The following is a 22,141-nucleotide window of genomic DNA, read 5'->3' as shown; positions in this document are numbered from 1 at the left end:
GTTCGGCCACGTGGCCGGAACGTCGGCGACACGGCCGCGGGCGCGTTCGCACCCACCCCGAGCGGGGCGCCGAGCGGCGCTCTCCGCAGGCGCTGAGCTCGCTACTCCTCCCGAGCCGATGGCGGCACGCCGTCGGCCGGCTCGGCGGCGTTCAGCCGCAGCGCGACGTCGAGCAGGCTCACGCGCTTCAAGCGCGAAACCTCGTCGAGGTCGAACCAGCGAGCCTCGTCGCTCGATCCGCCGACCTCGTTCCGGAGTCGGCCGCCGACCACGGCCGCGCGATAGATCACGCGCATCGCGTAGAGCGGCACGGCTCCCGAGTGGCGCTTCGACGCCGGGACCACCATGGTGTCGATGCCGAGCAGGCGATCGACGGATGCCTCGTAGCCGGTCTCCTCGAAGATCTCCCGTCGAGCGGCCACGACCGGGTGCTCGGCACCCTCGATGCCGCCGCCGGGCAACGTCCATCCGGAGCGACCGTGCTCGTTCCAGTGCGAGAGCAGAATCCGGCCCTCGCGGATGATGACCCCGTACGCAGCGATGCGGATGTCCATCAGCACACTGTAGCGGGGCCATCGACGTGCCCGCCGTGCACCGCTATGGTCGAGGCACCCGAGTGAACGGAGCGCCATGATGACCGAGGCGTCCAGGATGATCGCCGCATCACCCGAAGTCGATCGGTATCTCGACGGCCTCCCGCCCGAGCTCGCAGGCACGCTCTCGCGGCTCCGCGACGGCATCCGCGGGGTCGCGCCCGTCGCTGCCGTCGAGAACGTCAAGTGGAACGGGCCGAACTACGCGCTCGACGGCGTCGATCGCGTGACGGTCGGCACCGACCCGCGCGGCAAGGTGCGCATCGTCATGCATCGCGGGGTGAAGATCGTCGATTCCGAAGGATTCAGCTTCGACGACGACACCGGCCTCGTGCGCTGGGCGGCGGTCGACCGCGGGGTGATCGCCCTCGACCCGGCGGAGATCGACGCGCATCGCGACGAGATCATCGCGTTGATCGATCGGTGGCTGCAACTGTGACCGGCGATCGGTCGATCGTCGAGAGGGAATGCGGCGCTCGACCGAAGGAGCACCGAGGGAGACTGTGGAGCCTAGGAGATTCGAACTCCTGACATCCTGCTTGCAAAGCAGGCGCTCTACCAACTGAGCTAAGGCCCCGCGCGGATGCCGAGGCATCCGTTTCTTCATATTGAATTGTGCACTGGTGTTGAATTACTCACTGTGGGGATACGAGGACTTGAACCTCGGACCTCTTCGTTATCAGCGAAGCGCTCTAACCGCCTGAGCTATATCCCCGAATTTCGGCCAGAGGAAACACTACCGGACGCGGCAGGAATCTCCGAATCGGGCCGAAGACGCGGCGTCAGTTGTTGGTGAATCCGACGAGGATGCCGCCCGTGATCTTGACGCTCAGGTTGTAGAGCACGGCGATGATGGCGCCGAGCGCCGTCGTGACGACGAGGTTCAGGAGCGCCGCGACGACCGCGAAGCCCATGACGTTGCCGAGCGACAGGATCGAGGTCAGGTCGCCGCCGGCGCCCGCCACGTCTTGCACGAGCTCGTTGACCTTGTCGAAGATGCCGGTCGAACCCAGCACCGTGTAGATCAGGAAGGTGGCGACGATGCTGACGACCGCGAGGCACACGGCGACCAGGAACGACAGCTTCACCGCCGACCAGAAATCGATGTAGACGAGCCGGAGGCGCACCTGCTTGGCAGGGGTCTTCCGGTTCGACTTGCGGGCCAGCTTCTCGGCGACGCTACTCATGTAGGGTTACTCCTCTCGCGCGGGCTCGGCCGCTTCGGACTCGGCGGCCTCCTCCACGAGATTCCGTTCGGAATTCTTCGCGATGGCGATGATCCTGTCGTCGTTCGCGAACTTCGCGAACACGACGCCCATCGTGTCCCTGCCCTTGGCGGGAACCTCGGCGACGTCAGAGCGTACCACCTTGCCACTGGCAAGAACCACAAGGACCTCGTCGTCGCGCCCGACGATCAGCGCGCCCGCGAGGTCGCCTCGATCCTCGCTCAACTTGGCCACCTTGATGCCGAGTCCGCCGCGGTTCTGCAGGCGATACTGGTCGACCGCGGTGCGCTTGGCGTATCCGCCCTCGGTGACGACGAAGACGTACCTGGCGTCGTCGTCGGAAGCGCTCGCTTCGGACTCGTCGTCTTCGGAACCGTCGGTGAGCGACGCGGCGACGACGGATGCCTCGAGCAACTGGTCGCCCTCACGGAACGACATGCCCTTCACACCCGAGGTCGAACGGCCCATGGGGCGCAGCGCCTCATCGGTCGCCTCGAAGCGCAGGGACATGCCCTTCTTCGAGACGAGGAGGATCTCGTCGTGCACGCCGGCGAGCATCGCCGAGACGAGCTCGTCGCCCTCGCGCAGGTTGATCGCGATGACGCCGCGCGAGCGGTTCGTGTCGTACGCGGTCAGCTCGGTCTTCTTGACGAGGCCCTCGCGCGTGGCCAGCACCAGGTACTGGGCCACGTTGTAGTCGCGGATGTCGAGGATCTCGGCGATCTGCTCGTCGGGCTGCATCTCGAGCAGGTTCGCGACGTGCTGGCCCTTCGCGTCGCGGCCGGCCTCCTGGATCTCGTACGCCTTCGCCCGGTAGACGCGGCCCATGTTCGTGAAGAACAGGAGCCAGTGGTGCGTCGTGGTGACGAAGAAGTGCTCGACGACGTCGTCGGCCCGCAGCTGCGCGCCCTTGACGCCCTTGCCGCCGCGGTGCTGCGAGCGGTAGTTGTCGCTCCGCGTGCGCTTGACGTAGCCGCCGCGCGTGACGGTGACCACCATCTCCTCTTCGGGGATGAGGTCTTCGACCGACATGTCGCCGTCGAAGCCCGGCATGATGTGCGTGCGACGTTCGTCGCCGTACTTCGCGACGATCTCGCCCAGCTCGGTGGAGACGATCGTGCGCTGGCGTTCGGGGCGGGCCAGGATGTCCTGGTAGTCCGTGATCTCCGCCTGGATCGACTCGGCCTCGTCGATGATCTTCTGGCGCTCGAGCGCCGCGAGACGACGGAGCTGCATCGCGAGGATGGCATCGGCCTGGATGTCGTCGATCTCGAGCAGGTTCTTGAGCCCGTCGCGTGCATCGTCGACCGTCGCCGAGGCGCGGATCAGGGCGATGACCTCGTCGAGCGCGTCGAGCGCCTTGAGGTAGCCGCGCAGGATGTGCATGCGGGCCTCGGCCTCGCGCAGCAGGTACTGCGTGCGACGGACGATCACCTCGATCTGGTGGTCGACCCAGTGCGCGATGAATCCGTCGATCGAGAGCGTGCGCGGCACGCCGTCGACGATCGCGAGCATGTTCGCGCCGAAGTTCTCCTGCAGCGAGGTGTGCTTGTAGAGGTTGTTCAGCACGACCTTCGCGACGGCGTCGCGCTTCAGCACGATCACGAGTCGCTGGCCGGTGCGGCCCGAGGTCTCGTCGCGGATGTCGGCGATGCCGCCGACCTTGCCGTCCTTCACGAGGTCGGCGATCTTGATCGCGAGGTTGTCGGGGTTGACCTGGTACGGCAGCTCGGTGACGACGAGGCAGGTGCGACCCTGCAGCTCCTCGACCGAGACGACGGCGCGCATGGTGATCGAGCCGCGGCCCGTGCGGTAGGCGTCGTTGATGCCCTTGACGCCGAGGATCTGCGCGCCGGTCGGGAAGTCGGGTCCCTTGATGCGCTGGATCAGCGCCTCCTGCAGTTCCTCACGCGAGGCCTCGGGGTGTTCGAGGTACCACTGGGCACCGGATGCCACTTCGCGCAGGTTGTGCGGCGGGATGTTCGTCGCCATTCCGACGGCGATGCCGACGGAGCCGTTGACGAGGAGGTTCGGGAATCGCGCCGGCAGGATCGATGGCTCCTGCGTGCGACCGTCGTAGTTGTCCTGGAAGTCGACGGTCTCCTTCTCGATGTCGCGCACCATCTCGAGCGCGAGGGGAGCCATCTTCGTCTCGGTGTATCGAGGAGCGGCCGCGCCGTCGTTGCCGGGCGAACCGAAGTTGCCCTGGCCGAGCGCGAGCGGGTAGCGCAGGCTCCACGGCTGCACGAGGCGCACGAGGGCGTCGTAGATCGCCGTGTCGCCGTGCGGGTGGAACTGGCCCATGACGTCGCCGACGACGCGGGCGCACTTCGAGAAGGCGCGGTCGGGGCGGTAGCCGCCGTCGTACATCGCGTAGATGACGCGGCGGTGCACGGGCTTCATGCCGTCGCGCACGTCGGGCAGCGCACGCCCGACGATGACGCTCATCGCGTAGTCGAGGTACGAGCGCTGCATCTCGAGCTGCAGATCGACCTGGTCGATCTTGCCGTGGATGCCGGGGCCCTCGACCGTGTCGTCGTCGCCGGGGTTGATCACATCAGATGTCAAGGAAACGCACGTCCTTCGCGTTCTTCTGGATGAAGTTGCGGCGGCTCTCGACGTCTTCGCCCATCAGGGTGGAGAAGATCTCGTCGGCGGCGGCCGCGTCGTCCATGGTGACCTGCAGCAGCGTGCGGGTCTCGGGGTTCATCGTGGTCTCCCACAGCTCCTGGTGGTTCATCTCACCGAGACCCTTGTAGCGCTGCACGCCGTTGTCCTTCGGGATGCGCTTGCCCGCGGCGATGCCGGCGGTCAGCAGCGCGTCGCGCTCCTTGTCGGAGTAGACGTACTCGTGGTCGGAGTTGGTCCACTTCAGGCGATACAGCGGCGGCTGTGCGAGGTACACGTAGCCGAGCTCGATGAGCGGGCGCATGTACCGGAACAGCAGCGTGAGCAGCAGGGTCGTGATGTGCTGGCCGTCGACGTCGGCATCGGCCATGAGCACGATCTTGTGGTAGCGCGCCTTCTCGGTGTTGAAGTCCTCGCCGATGCCGGCGCCGAACGCCGTGATCATCGCCTGCACCTCGTTGTTGGCGAGTGCGCGGTCGAGTCGGGCCTTCTCGACGTTCAGGATCTTGCCGCGCAGCGGCAGGATCGCCTGCGTCTCGGGGTTGCGGCCCTGCACGGCGGAGCCGCCGGCCGAGTCGCCCTCGACGATGAAGATCTCGGAGATCGACGGGTCCTTCGACGAGCAGTCCTTGAGCTTGCCGGGCATGCCGCCCGACTCGAGCAGGCCCTTGCGCCGGGTCGCCTCGCGCGCCTTGCGCGCCGCGATGCGGGCCGTGGCGGCCTGGATCGCCTTGCGGATGATGTCGCGCGCCACCGTGGGGTTGCGCTCGAACCAGTCGCCGAGCTGGTCGGAGGTGACCTTCTGCACGAACGACTTCGCCTCGGTGTTGCCGAGCTTGGTCTTCGTCTGGCCCTCGAACTGCGGCTCGGAGAGCTTCACCGAGATGACCGCGGTGAGGCCCTCGCGCACATCGTCGCCGGAGAGGTTGTCGTCCTTCTCCTTGATAATGCCCTTCTCGCGGGCGTACTTGTTGACGAGGGTCGTGAGCGCTGCCCGGAATCCCTCTTCGTGCGTGCCGCCCTCGTGGGTGTTGATCGTGTTCGCGTACGTGTGCACCGACTCGGTGTACGACGTCGTCCACTGCATCGCGACCTCGAGCGCGATCTTGCGATCGGTGTCCTCGGACTCGAAGGAGATGATCTCCTCGTTCACGAGGTCGGACTTCTTCGAGCGGTTGAGGTACTCGACGTAGTCGACCAGCCCGCGCTCGTAGAGGAACGTGTCGGTGCGGGGCCCGGGAGTCGAGTCATCCGCTTCGCTCGCCGCGGTGTCTTCGGGGTCGATCTCGACATGGCCGCTGCGCTCGTCGGTGAGCGTGATGCGCAGGCCCTTGTTGAGGAAGGCCATCTGCTGGAAGCGGCTGCGGAGGGTCTCGTAGTCGAACTCGACGGTCTCGAAGATGTCGGGGCTCGGCCAGAACGTGATCGTCGTGCCGGTCTCGTCGCTCGCCTCGTCTTGCGAGAGCGGCGCGTCGGGCACGCCGACGGTGAACGACTGACGCCACACGTGGCCCTGGCGGCGCACCTCGACGTCGAGCCTGGTCGAGAGCGCGTTGACGACGGATGAACCGACGCCGTGCAGGCCGCCGGAGACCGCGTAGCCGCCGCCGCCGAACTTACCGCCGGCGTGCAGCACGGTGAGCACGACCTCGACCGTCGAGCGGCCCTCGGTCTTGTGGATGTCGACCGGGATGCCGCGGCCGTCGTCGATGACGCGCACACCGCCATCGGGCAGGATCGTCACGTCGATGGTGGTGGCATGGCCCGCAAGCGCTTCGTCGACCGAGTTGTCGACGATCTCGGAGACGAGATGGTGCAGGCCTCGTGGGCCCGTCGAGCCGATGTACATACCCGGCCGCTTGCGAACCGCTTCGAGCCCCTCGAGTACCTGGATCTCATCAGCACCGTAAGCCGGTGTCTGCTGGGGGTTCGTCGGTTCCGCTGTCATGTGTGAATCGGGCTCCTGACCGTCATTCTGGCGACTCTCGATCCTATCAAATCGAGGGTCGACACAAGCCTCGAAGCGCCGTCTGGGGCGATTTCACGTTCCCAGTGACCGAATTTGCCTGCCTAGCCGTAGGTATCGCGCGGACCACGCCCTGGAACCGATCTGGGACCCTTTTTCCAGGTGGGGGCATCGGGGCCCTGAAAGCGGATCGTGTCGACCCCGGCTCCGGGGAATCTCGTCGTGATCTCGGTGACGAGTTGCGTGCGCATCATGCGGAGCTGCGTCGCCCAGGCCGTCGACTCGCAGCGCACCTGCAGCACGCCGCCCTCGATCGCGATGGGTTCGGTGTGCCGCGCGGTCTCCTCACCGGCGATCTCCGCCCACGATGCCAGCACGTCGTGCTGCGACAGCGGCCCGCTCCAGCCGAGCTGCGCGCTCAGCGAATCGATCGTGTCGCCGAGCGGCTTCGGGTCGCGGCCGGGGCTGAACGGTTCGCTGCCGGATGCCTCGCGAGTGCGGACCCGGCCCGGGCGGCCGGTGCGTGCGCGGGGCTCGCCGCCGAAGATCTCGCGGAAGTGCTGGTAGACCCGGGACGCCTCAGACATCGGCGACCTCGGGCTTGCTCGGAACTTCGGATTCGTTCCGGACCTCGGGCTCGTTCGAGACCTCGGACTCGGCGGTCGCCGGTCTCGTCTCGGGCTCGCCGTCGACGATTCGGCCGCCCGCGATGTGCACGACGCGTGCGGTCAGCGGGGCCGGGACGTCTTCGAGCACGGCGGCCGTCACGAGCACCTGCTCGAACCCGACGATCGCATGGGCGAGGCGTTCGCGCCGCAGGCGGTCGAGTTCGGCGAAGACGTCGTCGAGCACGAGCACCGGGTCGCCGGTCATCGAGTCTCGGCGCAGCAATTCGGCCGAGGCGAGGCGCAGCGCGAGTGCGAACGACCAGGACTCGCCGTGACTCGCGTACCCCTTGGCGGGCAGTCCGTTCAGGAGCAGCACGACGTCGTCGCGATGCGGACCGACGAGGGTGACGCCGCGCTCGAGCTCCTTCGGGCGGAGCACGCGCAGTGCCTCGGCGAACCGCTCGCGAGTGCCGATGGTCGACTCGGCGGCGCCGATCACCTGTTCGGGATCGGAGTCGGGGTCGGCACCGTCGATGGAGAGCAGCGGTGTCATGCCCGGCCCGTGGTCGGCGTCGACGATCGCACGATAGGCCGCGGCCAGTGGATCGCGGAGCTCGTCGACGAGCGCGAGTCGCTGATCGATGAGCTCGGATCCGAACGCGACGAGTCGCTCGTCCCAGATGTCGAGGGTCGTCAGCTTGTCGACGGCGAGACCGCGCGCCCGGGCGCTCTTCAGGAGCGAGTTGCGCTGCTTGAGCACTCGCTCGTAGTCGGCCATCACTCCCGCGAGGCGCGGTGTGCGCTGGATGAGCAGCTCGTCGAGCATGCGCCGGCGCACCGAGGGCTCGCCGCGAACGATCGCGAGGTCTTCGGGGGCGAAGAGCACGCTGTGGGCGTACCGCGGCAGCTCGCGGGTCTTCACGGGCGAGCGATTGAGCTGTGCCCGATTGGCGCCTTGACGGTTGAGCTGCAGTTCGACGAGCAGCTCGCGGTCGCCGTGCGAGAGCAGTGCCCGCACGATCGCGGCGTCTGCGCCGGCCCTGATGAGCGCCTGATCACCCGAGACCCGGTGCGACCCGAGCGTGGCGAGGTACCCGATCGATTCGACGAGGTTGGTCTTGCCCTGGCCGTTGCGCCCGACCAGCACCGTCGCGCCGGGACCGAGTTCGAGTTCGGCCCGCTCGTAGTTGCGGTAGTCGGTCAAGGAGAGCCGGGCGACATGCACGCTGGGCTCCCTTCAGCAGCGGGGCATCCGGATGCCCCGGAGCCGACGGATTCGCAATTGACCACGCTACCCCGCACCGCCGACGACGGGCTGGGCCCGTGGCGACGGACTAGCGCAGCAGCAGGTTCGGCTGCAGGAGGTAGCGGTAGCTGTCGGCACCGGCCTGCTCGCGCGAGGACTGGCTCGTGATGAGCACGGGGCCCGGCTTGTTGGGGTTCTCGGTCTTCGTGAACGAGACGCGCACGAACTCCGAGTGCACGGCGCCGAGGCCGTCGAGCAGGAACTGCGGCTTCAGCGAGACGACCGTGTCGTCGCCCGTGAGGATCGCGTCGATCGATTCGGAGGCCTGGGCCTGCTCGCTGCCGATCGCCTCGAGGGTGAGGCCGTCGGCCGTGAAGCTGTAGCGGAGCGCCGCCTCGCGCTCGAGCACGAGGGCCACACGACGGGTCGCCTCGATGAGCTCGGCCGTGTTGACCACCGCGTAGTTGTCGACGGTCTCGGGGAAGAGCCGGCGCACGGGCGGGAAGTTGCCCTTGATGAGGAGCGACGTGACGGTCTTCTTCTCGGCGCTGAACGCGATGAGCTCACGGTCGTCGCGGCTCGTGATCGAGACCGAGATGGTGCCGGAGTGGCCGAACGTCTTGCCGACCTCCTGCAGGGTGCGCGCGGGAACGAGGGCCGTGACCGACTCCTCGCTCGCGACGGAGCCGCCGTCCCAATCGAGTTCGCGCACGGCGACCCGGTAGCGGTCGGTGGCGACGAGGCTGAGGTTGTTCTCGCGCACCTCGAGCTGCACGCCCGTGATGACCGGGGTGACGTCGTCGCGAGAAGCGGCGACGGCGACCTGTGCGACGGCTGCAGCGAACTCCTCGGCGGGAACGACGCCCGACTGCTCGCCGATCTCGGGAATGGAGGGGTACTCCTCGACCGGCATCGACAGCAGGGTGAAGCTCGCGGAGCCGCAGCTCACGGAGATACGGCTCTCTTCGGTCGCCACGCGCACGGGGGCGTTCGGCAGGCGGCCGGCGATCTCGGCGAGGAGACGACCGGAGACGAGCACGGTGCCGGTCTCCTCGACGTCGGCCTGGATCTCGGTCTGCGATGAGACCTCGTAGTCGAACGAGGAGAGCACGAGGCCGTCGGCGTTCGCCTGGATCAGCACGCCCGAGAGGATCGGCAACGTTGTGCGCTGCGGCAGCAGCTTGACGGCGAATGAAACGGCCTCACTGAAGACGTCGCGGTTGACCTGGAACTTCACGGTACTCCCGTCGTGGATGTCGCTGGGTGGCTCCCATGCTATCCGCAGAGATCGCCCGAACGCGGGCGAATCGATCACGAACCGAGTCGCGAAGACGTCCTTCGAGGTGCGCCGATCCACAAGGTTGTGGGAATCCCCGCTTAAACCCTTAACTCTTAACAGTGTTAACCGCTGTGGAAACTGTGGATGGTGTTCGGAGACCCGCGGAACGACGCTGATCGAGGGCCATCCGATCTGTGCACAGTGTGTGGGTTCGTGAGCGGATGCCTCACTCCGATGCCGAACGCATGACACTGTTCTGCACAGGCGAGCACCCTGTCTCAACAGGCGCTGGGCGGTTGCTCGTTAACAATCCACAGGTTCTCCACAACTGTGGGAATCGGTCGGCAGAGGCCTGCACAGGGCCTGCAGACCTCGTTTCGGAGGTCTCCGGCGACGCCGGAGGGCGCGACGAACACCGCCCGGAACGGACGGCGGTTCGCGCACTCGTGCAGCGGCTCAGCGGTAGCGGCTGACCTGCTTGATGCGTGCGGTGAGCTCGGTGACCTGGTTGTAGATGGAGCGACGCTCCTTCATGAGTTCCGAGATCTTCTTGTTGGCGTACATGACCGTCGTGTGGTCGCGGTTGCCGAAGAGCTGCCCGATCTTCGGCAGCGACAGGCTCGTGAGCTCACGGCAGAGGTACATCGCGATCTGCCGTGCGGTGGCGACGGCCTGTGATCGGCTCGAACCGTAGAGGTCGTCGACGGTCAACTTGAAGTAGTCGGCGGTCGCCGTGATGATGTCGACCGGCGACACCACGTTGTCCGAGTCATCCGTGATGAGGTCTTTCAGCACCGTCTGCACGAGCGGCATGTCGACCGGCGTGCGGTTGAGGCTCGCGAACGCCGTGACGCGGATCAGCGTGCCCTCGAGCTCGCGGATGTTCGACGAGACCTTCGACGCCATGTACTCGAGGATGTCGTCGGGCACCTGGAGCCGTTCGGACTGCGCCTTCTTGCGGAGGATCGCGATGCGGGTCTCGAGGTCGGGAGCCTGCACGTCGGTGATGAGGCCCCACTCGAAGCGACTGCGCATGCGGTCCTCGAACCCCGTGAGGTGCTTCGGCGGCACATCGCTCGTGATCACGACCTGCTTGTTGTGGTCGTGCAGCGTGTTGAAGGTGTGGAAGAACGCCTCTTGCGTCTCCGCCTTGCCCTGCAGGAACTGGATGTCGTCGATCAGCAGGATGTCGATGTTGCGATACCGCTGCTGGAAGAGGGAACCGCGGTTGTTCGCGATCGAGTTGATGAAGTCGTTCGTGAACTCCTCGGAACTCACGTAGCGCACGCGGATTCCGGGGTACAGGCTCATCGCGTAATGGCCGATGGCGTGCAGGAGGTGCGTCTTGCCGAGGCCCGAGTCGCCGTAGATGAAGAGCGGGTTGTACGCCTTCGCCGGCGCCTCGGCCACGGCGACCGCGGCCGCGTGGGCGAAGCGATTGGACTGGCCGATCACGAAGCTCTCGAACGCGTACTTCGGGTTGAGTCGTGTGTCGCGGGATGCGACGGGGCTCGTGTTCTCGAACACGGACTGCGGGGAGGCCGGCAACTCGACCGGATCGATCGCCTCATCGACGAACGGGGACTGCGGCTCGGGAGCCCGCGCCTCTTCGAGTTCGGGATTGACGACCACGTAGAACGACGTCACGGGTGACGGAGCCTCGACCACGCTCATCGCCGACAGCAACGAGACCCGCATGCGCTGATTGAGCATGCTCGCGGTGAAGTCGTTCGGCACCTCCAGATAGAAGGTGCCTGCTGCGATGCCCTTGGGTTCGACCAGGTTGAGGAAGCCCTGGAGCATCGGAGTGATCGCGTCGTCGTCTGACAGCCGATCGAGGATCGTCGCCCACGTATCCGTGATGGGCTGCTCTGTCATCGTTCCCCGCAATCATTCGGTGGCCGTCGTCTGGCCGCTCATCGATCCCCCGATCGACGGAGCAAGCGGCGCGACGCGCGTGTTCTCTGCGTTGTCCACGGCCTGTGGGGAGATTTCGGAAGAAGCCCGAGAATCCGCGCACCAAGCTGGGGATAACTGGTGTCAAACGCTATCCGAGGAAGGCGCTCCCGACAAATGCCGATTGAGGGATTCGACAGGGTGGGCGTGTCGTTCCACAGGCGATCCTGAGGTTCGAGCGATACTGTCTCTTTTGAACTGCGGCCGTTTCCGTGTCGGTTCGGTTTGACCCCGAGCCTTCGAGGCCGTAGTTTTAATCAGTTGACCCCAGCCCGTCAGGGCACCCAGTTTTCCCGCCTTCACGCAACCAGCGAATTTCGGCGAGGAGATCCGAACGCCGGAGAAGAAGAATGAGCAAGCGTACTTTCCAGCCGAACAACCGTCGTCGCGCCAAGAAGCACGGCTTCCGCCTTCGCATGCGCACCCGCGCCGGCCGTGCCATCCTCTCGGCACGCCGCGCAAAGGGTCGCACCGAGCTCTCCGCGTAGTTCTTCGGTGCTCGCCAAAGCCAATCGCATCACGAGCGCCGACGACTATCGAGTCATCGTGCGCCGTGGGGCGAAGGTCGCCGGTGCCCACACCGTGAGCTATGTGCGCTCACGGGAGTCGGGCACCGACGCACGCTTCGGCTTCATCGTCTCGAAGAAGGTCGGCGGCGCAGTGCGCCGCAATCTCGTGCGTCGACGCCTGAAGGCCGTCTGCCACGAGGCACTCGGCGACGGCATCTCCGATGTCGACGTCGTCGTGCGAGCACTGCCGTCGGCATCCCTCGCCGACTGGAACGAGATCCGCGCCGAGGTACTCGGTGCACTCCAACGCCGACGCGCACGTGCGTCGGCCGCAGCAGCAGCGCAGGAGAAGGGCGACTAGCGTGAAGAACGCCGTCCTGTTCGCCGCGCTGAGCCCCCGCAATGCCGGGGTCCTCCTCATTCGCGGCTATCGCGCCGCGATCTCGCCGTTGTACGGCGATGTCTGCCGGTACTACCCGTCCTGTTCGGCCTACGGCCTGGGTTCGGTGCAGCAACGCGGCCTCGTCATCGGGTCGCTGCTCACGGCATGGCGCATCCTCAGGTGCAACCCCTGGTCTGCCGGCGGCATCGACGACGTTCGCGCGGCCAGGCACGCCCGGTATCGCGTCACCCGGTTCGGGTGGGTCATCCCCGCCGGTTGGGCGGATGCTGCGACATCCGCTGCGCTCGATGCGACCGGCCACGCTCACAGCCACGCCTCCGATTCCGTCGGCCACGACGCATCCGTCGTCCCGGCGGTCGCCGCCGTTCCGGCTCCAGAACCTCGCCGCGATGACGCGGCGCTCGCGCTTTCCTCCCCCAACCTGTTCCGAAAGGACTGACCCACCCAATGCCCGATATCATCAGCCTGGTCCTCTGGCCCATCAAATGGGTCATCGAGCTGATCCTCGTCGCGTTCCACTCCATGTGGACGTTCTTCGGGCTCAACCCCGACGCGGGCGTGACGTGGGTGCTGTCGATCGTCGGCCTCGTCATCGTCGTGCGGGCCGCGCTCATCCCGATCTTCGTCAGGCAGATCAAGAGCCAGCGCCGCATGCTCGAGGTGGCGCCGCAGCTCAAGAAGATCCAGGACAAGTACAAGGGCAAGAAGGACCAGTTCTCCCGCGAGGCGATGTCGCGCGAGACCATGGACCTCTACAAGAAGACGGGCACCAACCCGCTCTCCTCGTGCCTCCCGCTGCTGCTGCAGATGCCGATCTTCTTCGGTCTGTTCTCCGTGCTCAACGACGCCCAGCACGACAAGGCCGGCGTCGGCGTGTTCACGCAGGATCTCGCCAACTCGTTCGCGAACTCCGAGATCCTCGGCGCACCGCTGAAGGGCACCTTCATCGGTGCGATGAACGGCGAGTACCCCTGGCAGGTCATGGTCATCGCCGCGACGATGATCGTGCTCATGACCGCATCGCAGTTCATCACGCAGCTGCAGATCGTCTCGAAGAACATGTCGCCCGAGACCAAGGCGAGCCCGATGTTCCGCCAGCAGCGCATCATGCTCTACCTGCTCCCCCTCGTATTCGCCTTCTCGGGTGTCGCATTCCCCATCGGCGTCATGTTCTACTGGCTCGTCTCGAACTTCTGGACCATGGGTCAGCAGTTCGTGGTCATCCGCAACATGCCGACGCCCGGCAGCGAGGCCGCGAAGGCCCGCGAGGAGCGCCTCGCCCGCAAGGGCAAGCTCGTCGTCGAAGAGAAGAACCAGACCGAGATCGAAGCGCCTGAAGCGAAGAAGACTCAGCGCCAGCAGCCCGTGAGCAAGGCTCGCGCGAAGAAGCAGGGGAAGTAACCCATGACCGACGTACAGCACGACGCCGCAGAGCGCTCCACCTCGCAGCTCGAGGAGGAAGGCGACATCGCTGCCGACTACATCGAAGAGCTCCTCGACATCATGGATCTCGACGGCGACATCGACATCGATGCCCGCAACGGTCGCGCCTATGTCTCGGTGAACGCCGGCGAGGGTGCGAACCTCAACCTGCTTGCGAAGCCCGAGACGGTGAGCGCCTTCCAGGAGCTCACTCGCCTCGCGGTGCAGACCAAGACGGGCGCGTTCTCACGCTTGATCCTCGACATCGGCGGTTCGCGCGACGCACGTCGCGACGAGCTTGCCGGGCTCGTCGAGCGGGCAGCGGAGCGCATCGAGGGCGGGGCCGCTGAGGCATCCCTCCCCCCGATGTCGTCGTACGAGCGCAAGCTCGTGCACGATCTCGTCGCCGAGCGCGGCCTCCACTCGGAGTCGCGCGGCGAAGGCTCCGACCGTCACACGGTCATCACGCGCGTTGGCTGACGTTTCACGTGAAACGATGATCGACGGAGTCGAACCGGAGCCGGCCGCTGCAGTCGAACTCTTCGGCGAGCACATCGAGGGCGGGCGAGCGTTCACGGACGCCCTCGCCCGCCACGGCGAGGAACTCGGGCTGATCGGTCCGCTGGAGCTGCCGCGCCTGTGGACCCGCCACATCCTGAACAGCGCACTGGTCGCACCGTTGCTGCGACCGGGGCGTGTTGGCGATGTCGGTTCCGGTGCCGGCCTGCCGGGCATCGTGCTCGCGATCATGCGTCCGGATGTCTCGTTCACCCTCATCGAGCCGATGGAGCGTCGGGTGGCGTGGCTCGAGCGTCAGGCCGATGAGCTCGGCCTCTCGAACGTGACGGTCGTGCGCGCACGCGCCGAGGAGTCCAAGCTCTTCGACTCCCTCGACCAGGTGACGGCACGCGCGGTGAGCGCACTTCGCACCCTGATCCCGGTGACCGCTCCCCTGCTGCGACCCGGCGGTGAGCTGGTGCTGATGAAGGGCGCGGGAGTCGACGGCGAGATCGGTGCTGCCGAGAAGGCCATTCGCAAGTACCACCTGCATGACGTCGAGGTGCTCGTGCTCGGTGAGGGCGTCGTCTCCGAGGTCACGAGGGTGTTCCGCGCCACTGCGGGCTGACGGCCCTCTCCCCCGGGTCTGTCGTTCTCGATGTTCTTCGCGCTCGCAGCGATCGTTGGTCGCGGATGTGTACTTGCGCGCGCTGGCGGCTGCATCGTTGGCAGGTGAGTCGCTCGCAGCTGCATCGCTCGTCGAGGTCGACGAGAGCCACGTTCGCGTGTCGACAAGCGCCGCTGCGGCAGCCCGTGGAGTTCGCCCTCGCTGTCGTGCATGATCCGAATCACCCGCGCCCTCGACGGTGGAGTGCACGGTGAATCGCATGATCATCGCTCGGTCGCTCGGTCGCTCGGTCGCTCGGTCGCTCGGTCGCTCCGCCGGTCCGGTTCGCGCTCGATGCGCGCAACGACCACGCGGCGGAACGGCGCCATCGCTCCCCCCTGCGCAGCGCTCGGTTCGGAGCTTGCGGAGCATTTCGGTGCTCAGGGAGCCATGGTCCGCGATGGACTGTCACTGCTCGGTTCGGTGAGGTGGTTCGCGACCGGCTCGTGACCGTTCGGTCCGCCGGTCATCTCGGGTGTTTCACGTGAAACGCAGGGCTCTGCGACTGCCGAACCGGTGAGCTGCGGGTGAGCGGCCTCCGTTCCCGTCGAAGTGACCTCGGCTCTCCGTTCACCGAATGCGTTGTGATCGCGCACGCACACTCGCAATGACACGCGGCGTCGCAGGAGGACGTTGCCTGCCACTCGCAGGCGTCGCGCTCGAGACACGGTGCCGCAGCGCGACGTTCGCGTCCGTTGCAGGCCGATGACGGAGTCGCCAGATCGGGCCGGGACCTTCACGGTCCTACCGATGCGAACAGATCGATGCCCGGAGGACGGGGCACACGTCCTCCGGGCGCTGGTGCCCGCGCGAGTTGGGCGGGCCGACGGGTTGCCCATCGCGTGAGTGGCATCCCAGCAGGACAGCGGGACAGCGGGCCAGCGGGCCAGCGAGGCAGGGGGACGGCGGGACGGCGGGACGGCGGGATGCATGACAGCAGGCCCGCGCGGCCGCCTGTACGGGTCGCTCGTGAGTGCGACGGCGCAGCAGTTGAGATGTACGGGGCTTTCGATCAAGGAGAGCGGCGCACGGTCAGATCGTCGGCGATGCACTCAGATTCCAACTCCGGTGATGCGGATGCCTGTCTGGAGGCTGTTCCAGCACCCAGCACCCAGCACCCAGGTCCTCGTCACCGTTCCAAACCGGAAGCCGGTCCTCCAACGACTCCATTCACCTTCGAGCCAAGTACTCCGCCCTGTTGTCCGCGGCGGGAGGACTCCCGTGTCTCGTGGGGCGACCACTCGGAATGCGCATCGCATTCCATAAGTCCTCCTCCGCGATGCAGATCGGCTCATCGCCTCCATTCGGCTCGCGTAGCCCACCGCGTGTCCGTCCCCAGGTTGTCATCGCCTCGATCTGGTTGCGCGGAGGCCACCCTCTCTCACCTGGAGCTCGCCGCCCCACCGCACCGACATCCTCAACATCTCGGCACGGACCCGGCAGAAGGTGCTGGGCCCGCGTGGTCATGCGGGCCGGCCCACTACGAAGGACGCGATTGCATCGGTGGAGCCCGCCGACGCCACGGGAACAGCGGGACCGCACGGATGGCGATCGGTCACATGGGCTGTCGGCATTCCGGATGGGTGCGGACTCCTCATCGGGTGCGGGCTGCTCGATCGAGTGCCGACTTCTCGATGGGTGCCGACGTCTCCATCGGGTGCGGACTCCCCCATCGAGTGCTCTGCACCCGCCGCTGGGTCATCGACACGCAGCGCAGCCCTCCCGGTCGGTTCGCTCGCCTCGCCGTGAGTGACGCTTCCCACCCCGGGTCGCACGCCGCGACGCCGCCTGCCGCGCGCGGGCATCTCAAGGTGGTCGATGCCACGGAGCCGTTCATCGAGTTCAGTAACTCTTCATCCCCGAGCTCGGGGTTCGTGTGCGCGTTGGGTGTGAATTTCGAGCTCGGATGCCCTGGCTGCCTCCTCGCAGGTTCTCGTCCGGAGATGCGTTCCGGGTTGCGCTCCACGGAATCGCGGTCCGGCTCGCTCACTGTCCGGCATCCGATGGTCATCGATGGCCTTCGTTCCGCACCCGCTCGTCGAGAGATGCTGGGATCGCAGGGTCACACCTCGTCGGGCGGCTGTCGCGAACGACTCCGGGTCGCGTGGTTGTGCCTTCGCAGTGCCTTCGTAGCTCAGCGTTTGCACTGGATCGGTAGCGGGTCCGGTTCACCCGATGGGAGCAGCGGGTGACCGCGAGATCAGACTCCCCCAGCGTGATCGACCGCACCCGTTCCATCCGCGCCTTCGCGAGGGTCGCTCCCCCATCGACTCGCTCGGACTCGTCGCCATGGCGAGAGTCGGCGGTAGGGATGTGTCGGGCATTCAGGATTCCGACGTTTCCGCGAATGGTCGACGTGCGCGGTGTGGGCTGAAGCGAAGCGGTCGGGGCCATCCGTGCTGTCGATGTTTCACGTGAAACATCGCGCACGTCGAGTCGGGTCGGAGGCGAGCGGGACGACTGGGTGTGCTGCCGACGCTCCGCGTGAAGTGTCGACGTGTGGCGAGGGCGACAGGAGGTGAGTTCGATGACAGGCCGGCCGGTGGGTGTTTCATCGGCGTGCGCCGAGCGGGGGCCAAAGTGATCTGGATGACGAGACGGATGTCTCGGTGAGCATCGCGGCGTCGATCGACTGGGGAGTTTGCACGGCGGGCCAGTTGGCGGATGTTTCACGTGAAACGTCCGTGCGTGGTCGATTGGACTGGAGGCGAGTTATTCGGGGACCGGGCTGGTCGACGTTTCACGTGAAGCATCGGCGGACTGAGGTGTTGCGATGGGATCTGGCCCATCATTCCGCGTCGTCGCACTAGGCGATGAGCTGGGAGGAGCACGCCACAGCGCCGCGCAGGCAGCGGGTGCGCAGGGCCACCTGCACGAGGATCGGCGTCCTGGATACCCGAATGAGTCGAGGTGGGCACTCACGGACCTTGGTTGCGGTCATCGTGACGCAGTTCAGGCGGATCGACTCAGCGAGCTTCACAACTGAGCGGATCAGTCGGTCAGGCGACGCTCCTCTGCACTCACGCGGGTATCGGGCATTCCCTTCGACCCTGCAGTACTGCAGGCTCGGCGCGTCCTCGTCGGATGGAGGCGGGCCGAGCCGGACGCACCTGAGCCGTCCCAACCGTGGCGATGAGAACATCGAGGTGCTCCTGGATGCTGCATTGCTGTTGCGCTGGTGCGGGTCGTACGCAGGGGCTTGGTGGGTTGGACCGGTTCGTGGATCGCTCGGGCATCACTACTGCGGATGAGTTGGTGAACACGTTCATCGATCCAGGCAGCGCCTGCAGCGACAGATCAGTCGCAGAGTTCCGCGAGTCATTTCTGCTGACGCGCTGGCGTTGGCAGCGCCGGGTCGCTCGGCTGCCGATCCACACCATGCCCGCCCTCGATCCAAGGCGCTGGCCCGTGTAGCACCCACGCGGAGCGCAGGTGCTGCCGTCATGTTTCACGTGAAACATGATCAACCGGTCCCCCTGCGTCCCCATCGGACCGAGTGTGCTCGAGTCGATCGGGATCGGCATCGCGTCCGACACCAGGTGGACGCGCCGCGCACCGACCGAGCGTCGGGTGCGCGGACTACGGATCGTGTCCACGTTCGCACCACGCAAGCAGTCCCACTCCTGCAACGCGCTGGGCGTATGACGGAGTGACACTCATCGGATCGGGACTCATGCATCCCACTTGTTCCTCGACGGCGGGTGCCCTACTCGGTGAATTTCAGGTGATCGCCCCGATGTAGTTGCGCGTCAGGCTGCTTGACCTCCCATCGTGTCGCGCTCGATGGATCGCCATCCGTTCGCTGCTGGTCGCCGATCAGTTGAGGTTCTCAATAGAAGCGGCGACGCATCAAGAGGCACGACGTCGGTGGTGTGGAGTGTCTCCTCCATCACAGGACGATCGGTCCGGATCTGGCGGAGTTCGCTCGTGTTTCAACTTGAGAGTCGGTCGCGGCGGTTAGGCTTGACTCTCGGATCGAGGACTCCGCAGACGCGGCGATTCTCTCGAAAACCAAGGATTTGGAGCGTCGGCATGGCACAGGGCGGGGGACGTGGATGGTTTCACCGCAAGCGCCCTCAGCCCTCCCCCGACGAGCCGACCGGTGGTACGACGCATTCGAAGTCCGCGCCATCGGCGCCGGCTGAGACGTCGGGCGGACCTTCGAGCCAGGCGGACCCGGCTGTCGACCTGCAGCGATTCGCCGAGTGGAGTCCCGAGTCTCGATCGAGCGCGACACCGCCCGGCACGGGCACCGCTTCCGCTGCCTCACCCCACAGCACCGACGACGGGGCAGTTTCGCTCGAGAATGCATCGGTGCGCATCGCGGATCGCGACGGCGTAGTAGAGCACACGGCCGATCGGGCAGTCTCTGACGGGCTTGCCGCGGCCGCGCCCACTGCGACAGGCGCCGCGGCACCGACCGGTGAACATCCAGCACCCCGTGGCATCGACTGGGACGCCGAGACGGCGGCCGCTCTCCGGGCGGACGCTGATCCTGCAGGCGGGTCCGCCGAGCACCATCCCACTGGGCCCGACCGGCTTCTCGAAGACCTGATCCGCGAGATCGTCGGGGATGCCGCCGCCGACACTGCGTCGGCGCTCCATCCCGCACGCCCGGGAGAGTCCCCGGCTCCTGCTCAGCAAACGGCTGCTCCGACCACGCCCCCTTCGGCCACGGCTGCTCCGACCATGGCTGCTCCGACGGTGGCTGCTCCGACCACGGACGCTGCGACCACGGACGCTGCGACCACGGTTGCTCCGACTACTCCCCCTTCGACAGCGCCTGCTCCGAACGTGGCTGCTCCGAGTGCGGACATTCCGACCACAGCTACTCCGACTGCGGACGCGCCGACCGCTCCCCCTTCGCCCACGCCCGTTCCGACCATGGACGCTCCGTCGACCACGGCCATTCACAGCACTCCCGGTTCCGAGGACGCAGTCCCCCGGGTGTCCCCGTTGGGAAGCCAACAGAGCACGGGCGAGGCCCTGCCGGAACGCACCCCACAGCCACTTCAGCCCGCACTCTCGGTCGCATCGCCCTCGCCGTCAGTCGAGTCGGCTCCTCTGCAGCACGGCGTCGGCTCGACCGTGCAGCCCATTGCCCCTGAAGCACCCCCCGCACCAACCGAAGCCCCCGATGTTTCACGTGAAACATCGTCAGATCACGGAGGAACTCCCCTGGCTTACGAACTCGCCGACGAGACCCGTCGGCGCACCGCACTCGATGAAGCGGTACTCCCGCTTCCGCCATCGACCCGCGTGCTGACGATCTCCAATCAGAAGGGTGGGGTCGGCAAGACCACCACCGCCGTGAATCTCGCCGCTGGGCTCGCTCGGGCAGGTGCCCGAGTGCTCGTCATCGACCTGGATCCGCAGGGCAACGCCTCGACCGCACTCGGTGTCGATCACCGATCCGAACGCAAGAGCGTCTACGAGGTGCTCGTCTCCGACGTCTCGCTCGCGGAGGTCGTGCAGCCTTCGACCGAGCACGAACTGCTCGACTGCGTCCCCGCGACCATCCACCTCGCCGGCGCTGAGATCGAACTCGTCTCCCTTGTGGCGCGCGAACAGCGACTGCGCCGAGCGCTCGATGCCCACCTCGCCTCGATGGATCGCCCGTACGACTACGTCTTCATCGACTGCCCGCCGTCACTCGGACTCCTGACGATCAACGCCTTCGTCGCGGCGCGTGAGGTGCTGATCCCGATCCAGTGCGAGTACTACGCACTCGAGGGGCTGTCCCAACTGCTCAGCAACATCGAACTGATCGAGAAGCATCTCAACCCCGAGCTGCGTCTCTCGACGATCCTGCTGACGATGTACGACTCGCGCACCAACCTCGCCCAGCAGGTGGCGCAAGAGGTCCGCGACCACTTCCCCGTTCAGACGCTCGAGACGATCATCCCCCGATCGGTTCGTGTCTCGGAGGCTCCGAGCTACGGCCAGAGCGTGATCAGCTACGACTTCGGATCAACCGGATCCCTTTCGTATCGTGAGGCGGCAGCCGAAATCGCTCGTCGCGGAGCGGCAACACCCGAGGAGTCGAACTGATGGCAACCAAGCGAACCGGCCTCGGACGTGGGATCGGCGCGTTGATCCCGAGCGGTGAAGACAGTACTCGGGCGCGTCCGGTCGATGTGTTCTTCCCCGAATCCGACACTCAGCAGACCACCGCTGTCGCCGTGGTTGAACAGGCTGCGTCGGCGGAGGGTCTCGTCACGGTACCGGGCGCCCATCTCGCGCGACTTGATCCGAACGACATCCTGCCCAACGCTCACCAGCCGCGCAGCGTCTTCGACCCTGATGACCTCGCGGAGCTCGTGCACAGCGTGCGTGAGTTCGGTGTGCTGCAGCCGATCGTCGTTCGCCGTCACCCCGAGCTCGCCGGCAAGTACGAACTGGTCATGGGTGAGCGCCGCCTTCGCGCCACTAAAGCTGCCGGTCTCGACACGATTCCGGCAGTCGTCAAGGACACCGCGAACGAGGACATGCTGCGTGACGCGCTGCTTGAGAACCTTCATCGCTCGCAGTTGAACCCGCTTGAAGAGGCATCGGCATATCAGCAACTGCTGGCCGACTTCGGCATCACCCAGGAGCAGCTCGCTTCGCGCATCGGCCGTTCGCGTCCGCAGATCTCGAACACGCTGAGGCTCCTCCGTCTCCCCGAGCCGGTCCAGCTCCGGGTCGCGGCCGGTGTGCTGAGTGCGGGTCACGCGCGCGCGATCCTGTCGATCGGTGACGACGTCGTAGAGATGCAGCGATTCGCCGACAAGATCGTGAACGAGGAACTGTCGGTTCGTGCGGCCGAAGCCGTCGCGACGAAGGAGCCGAAGGTGTCTCGCCCGAAGCCCGCTGCCGGCAAACGACAGGACTTCCTGGAAGATCTAGCCAGCCGCCTGGGCGATCGGCTCAACACTCGCGTGAAGATCGCACTCGGCGCTCGAAAAGGCCAGATCACGGTTGATTTCGCGACGGTTCAGGACCTGCGTCGGATTCTCACGGAGTTGGGCGAGAATCTCGACGGCGTGTGATCGCAGATCGCCCGGAGAATCCGTTCTGACGAACTGAATCAATCGATTCGAGGGGCACGAACCGCGGCGGGAATCGACTGTCCGAACGTGAAGAGGGCCGGCCCAATCG

At 66.3% G+C, this 22,141-nt stretch carries 17 protein-coding genes and 2 tRNA genes; 9 read left to right on the top strand and 10 right to left on the bottom strand.

Going from position 1 to position 22,141, the window contains the following annotated elements; translation table 11 throughout:
• Positions 1-101: 101 nt before the first annotated feature.
• Positions 102-554 carry an NUDIX hydrolase gene (locus ACFTQE_RS15990; protein WP_376926000.1) on the bottom strand — a complete coding sequence of 151 codons (453 nt, stop codon included), beginning with the start codon at positions 552-554 and terminating at the stop codon, positions 102-104.
• Between the two features lie 97 nt (positions 555-651).
• Between ACFTQE_RS15990 and ACFTQE_RS15985 the strand changes: the two genes are divergently transcribed.
• A complete protein-coding gene (locus tag ACFTQE_RS15985) occupies positions 652-1,032 on the top strand; it encodes a hypothetical protein (protein WP_376925999.1) in 381 nt (126 codons plus the stop codon).
• 65 nt (positions 1,033-1,097) lie between these two features.
• Here ACFTQE_RS15985 and ACFTQE_RS15980 read toward each other — a convergent pair.
• The 9 genes from ACFTQE_RS15980 to dnaA all read right to left on the bottom strand — a co-directional run bounded on the left by ACFTQE_RS15980 (position 1,098) and on the right by dnaA (position 11,424).
• Positions 1,098-1,170 (bottom strand) — tRNA-Ala (locus ACFTQE_RS15980).
• 64 nt (positions 1,171-1,234) lie between these two features.
• A tRNA-Ile gene (locus tag ACFTQE_RS15975) sits at positions 1,235-1,308 on the bottom strand.
• A 67-nt stretch (positions 1,309-1,375) separates the two neighbouring features.
• Positions 1,376-1,780, bottom strand: a complete 405-nt coding sequence (locus ACFTQE_RS15970; protein WP_375836204.1) for a DUF3566 domain-containing protein — start codon at positions 1,778-1,780, stop codon at positions 1,376-1,378.
• Positions 1,781-1,786: 6 nt separating this feature from the next.
• The gene (gyrA, locus tag ACFTQE_RS15965; RefSeq protein ID WP_376926001.1) at positions 1,787-4,294 is read right to left on the bottom strand and encodes a DNA gyrase subunit A; all 2,508 of its coding nucleotides are present in this window, start codon (positions 4,292-4,294) and stop codon (positions 1,787-1,789) included.
• A gap of 82 nt (positions 4,295-4,376) precedes the next feature.
• Positions 4,377-6,395: a DNA topoisomerase (ATP-hydrolyzing) subunit B gene (gene gyrB, locus ACFTQE_RS15960; protein ID WP_376925998.1), complete on the bottom strand. Its 2,019-nt coding sequence runs from the start codon at positions 6,393-6,395 to the stop codon at positions 4,377-4,379.
• Positions 6,396-6,517: 122 nt separating this feature from the next.
• Positions 6,518-7,000: a DUF721 domain-containing protein gene (locus ACFTQE_RS15955; RefSeq protein WP_376925997.1), complete on the bottom strand. Its 483-nt coding sequence runs from the start codon at positions 6,998-7,000 to the stop codon at positions 6,518-6,520.
• Positions 6,993-8,246, bottom strand: coding sequence for a DNA replication/repair protein RecF (gene recF, locus ACFTQE_RS15950; RefSeq protein WP_376925996.1), 1,254 nt, complete (start codon positions 8,244-8,246; stop codon positions 6,993-6,995). The genes ACFTQE_RS15955 and recF overlap by 8 nt, the downstream gene beginning before the upstream one ends.
• 109 nt (positions 8,247-8,355) lie before the next feature.
• Positions 8,356-9,504 carry a DNA polymerase III subunit beta gene (dnaN, locus tag ACFTQE_RS15945; protein ID WP_375836201.1) on the bottom strand — a complete coding sequence of 383 codons (1,149 nt, stop codon included), beginning with the start codon at positions 9,502-9,504 and terminating at the stop codon, positions 8,356-8,358.
• Between the two features lie 498 nt (positions 9,505-10,002).
• The gene (gene dnaA / locus ACFTQE_RS15940) at positions 10,003-11,424 is read right to left on the bottom strand and encodes a chromosomal replication initiator protein DnaA (protein ID WP_376925995.1); all 1,422 of its coding nucleotides are present in this window, start codon (positions 11,422-11,424) and stop codon (positions 10,003-10,005) included.
• A 428-nt stretch (positions 11,425-11,852) separates the two neighbouring features.
• On the opposite strand from dnaA, the gene rpmH reads away from it, so the two are divergent.
• From rpmH to ACFTQE_RS15900, 8 genes are all read left to right on the top strand, one after another.
• Entirely contained in the window at positions 11,853-11,990 is a 138-nt protein-coding gene (gene rpmH / locus ACFTQE_RS15935; protein ID WP_022889115.1) for a 50S ribosomal protein L34, read from the top strand.
• A gap of 7 nt (positions 11,991-11,997) precedes the next feature.
• On the top strand, positions 11,998-12,372 hold the full coding sequence (rnpA, locus tag ACFTQE_RS15930; RefSeq protein WP_376925994.1) for a ribonuclease P protein component: 375 nt from the start codon (positions 11,998-12,000) through the stop codon (positions 12,370-12,372).
• A gap of 1 nt (position 12,373) precedes the next feature.
• Positions 12,374-12,853 (top strand): membrane protein insertion efficiency factor YidD, encoded by a 480-nt coding sequence (gene yidD, locus ACFTQE_RS15925; protein ID WP_376925993.1) that lies wholly within the window; start codon positions 12,374-12,376, stop codon positions 12,851-12,853.
• 8 nt (positions 12,854-12,861) lie between these two features.
• A complete protein-coding gene (yidC, locus tag ACFTQE_RS15920; protein ID WP_375836197.1) occupies positions 12,862-13,815 on the top strand; it encodes a membrane protein insertase YidC in 954 nt (317 codons plus the stop codon).
• Between the two features lie 3 nt (positions 13,816-13,818).
• A complete protein-coding gene (locus tag ACFTQE_RS15915; RefSeq protein ID WP_129231534.1) occupies positions 13,819-14,316 on the top strand; it encodes a R3H domain-containing nucleic acid-binding protein in 498 nt (165 codons plus the stop codon).
• Positions 14,317-14,332: 16 nt separating this feature from the next.
• Positions 14,333-14,962, top strand: a complete 630-nt coding sequence (gene rsmG, locus ACFTQE_RS15910) for a 16S rRNA (guanine(527)-N(7))-methyltransferase RsmG (protein ID WP_376925992.1) — start codon at positions 14,333-14,335, stop codon at positions 14,960-14,962.
• A gap of 5,217 nt (positions 14,963-20,179) precedes the next feature.
• The gene (locus ACFTQE_RS15905; RefSeq protein ID WP_375836708.1) at positions 20,180-21,052 is read left to right on the top strand and encodes a ParA family protein; all 873 of its coding nucleotides are present in this window, start codon (positions 20,180-20,182) and stop codon (positions 21,050-21,052) included.
• Positions 21,052-22,032 carry a ParB/RepB/Spo0J family partition protein gene (locus tag ACFTQE_RS15900; protein WP_376925991.1) on the top strand — a complete coding sequence of 327 codons (981 nt, stop codon included), beginning with the start codon at positions 21,052-21,054 and terminating at the stop codon, positions 22,030-22,032. The genes ACFTQE_RS15905 and ACFTQE_RS15900 overlap by 1 nt, the downstream gene beginning before the upstream one ends.
• The last annotated feature ends 109 nt before the right edge of the window (positions 22,033-22,141 follow it).

Source organism: Agromyces sp. NPDC056965 (assembly GCF_042673425.1).
GTDB lineage: Bacteria > Actinomycetota > Actinomycetes > Actinomycetales > Microbacteriaceae > Agromyces.
The sequence above is the reverse complement of the archived record's forward strand: the minus strand, read 5'-3'. Positions and strand labels throughout refer to the sequence as shown.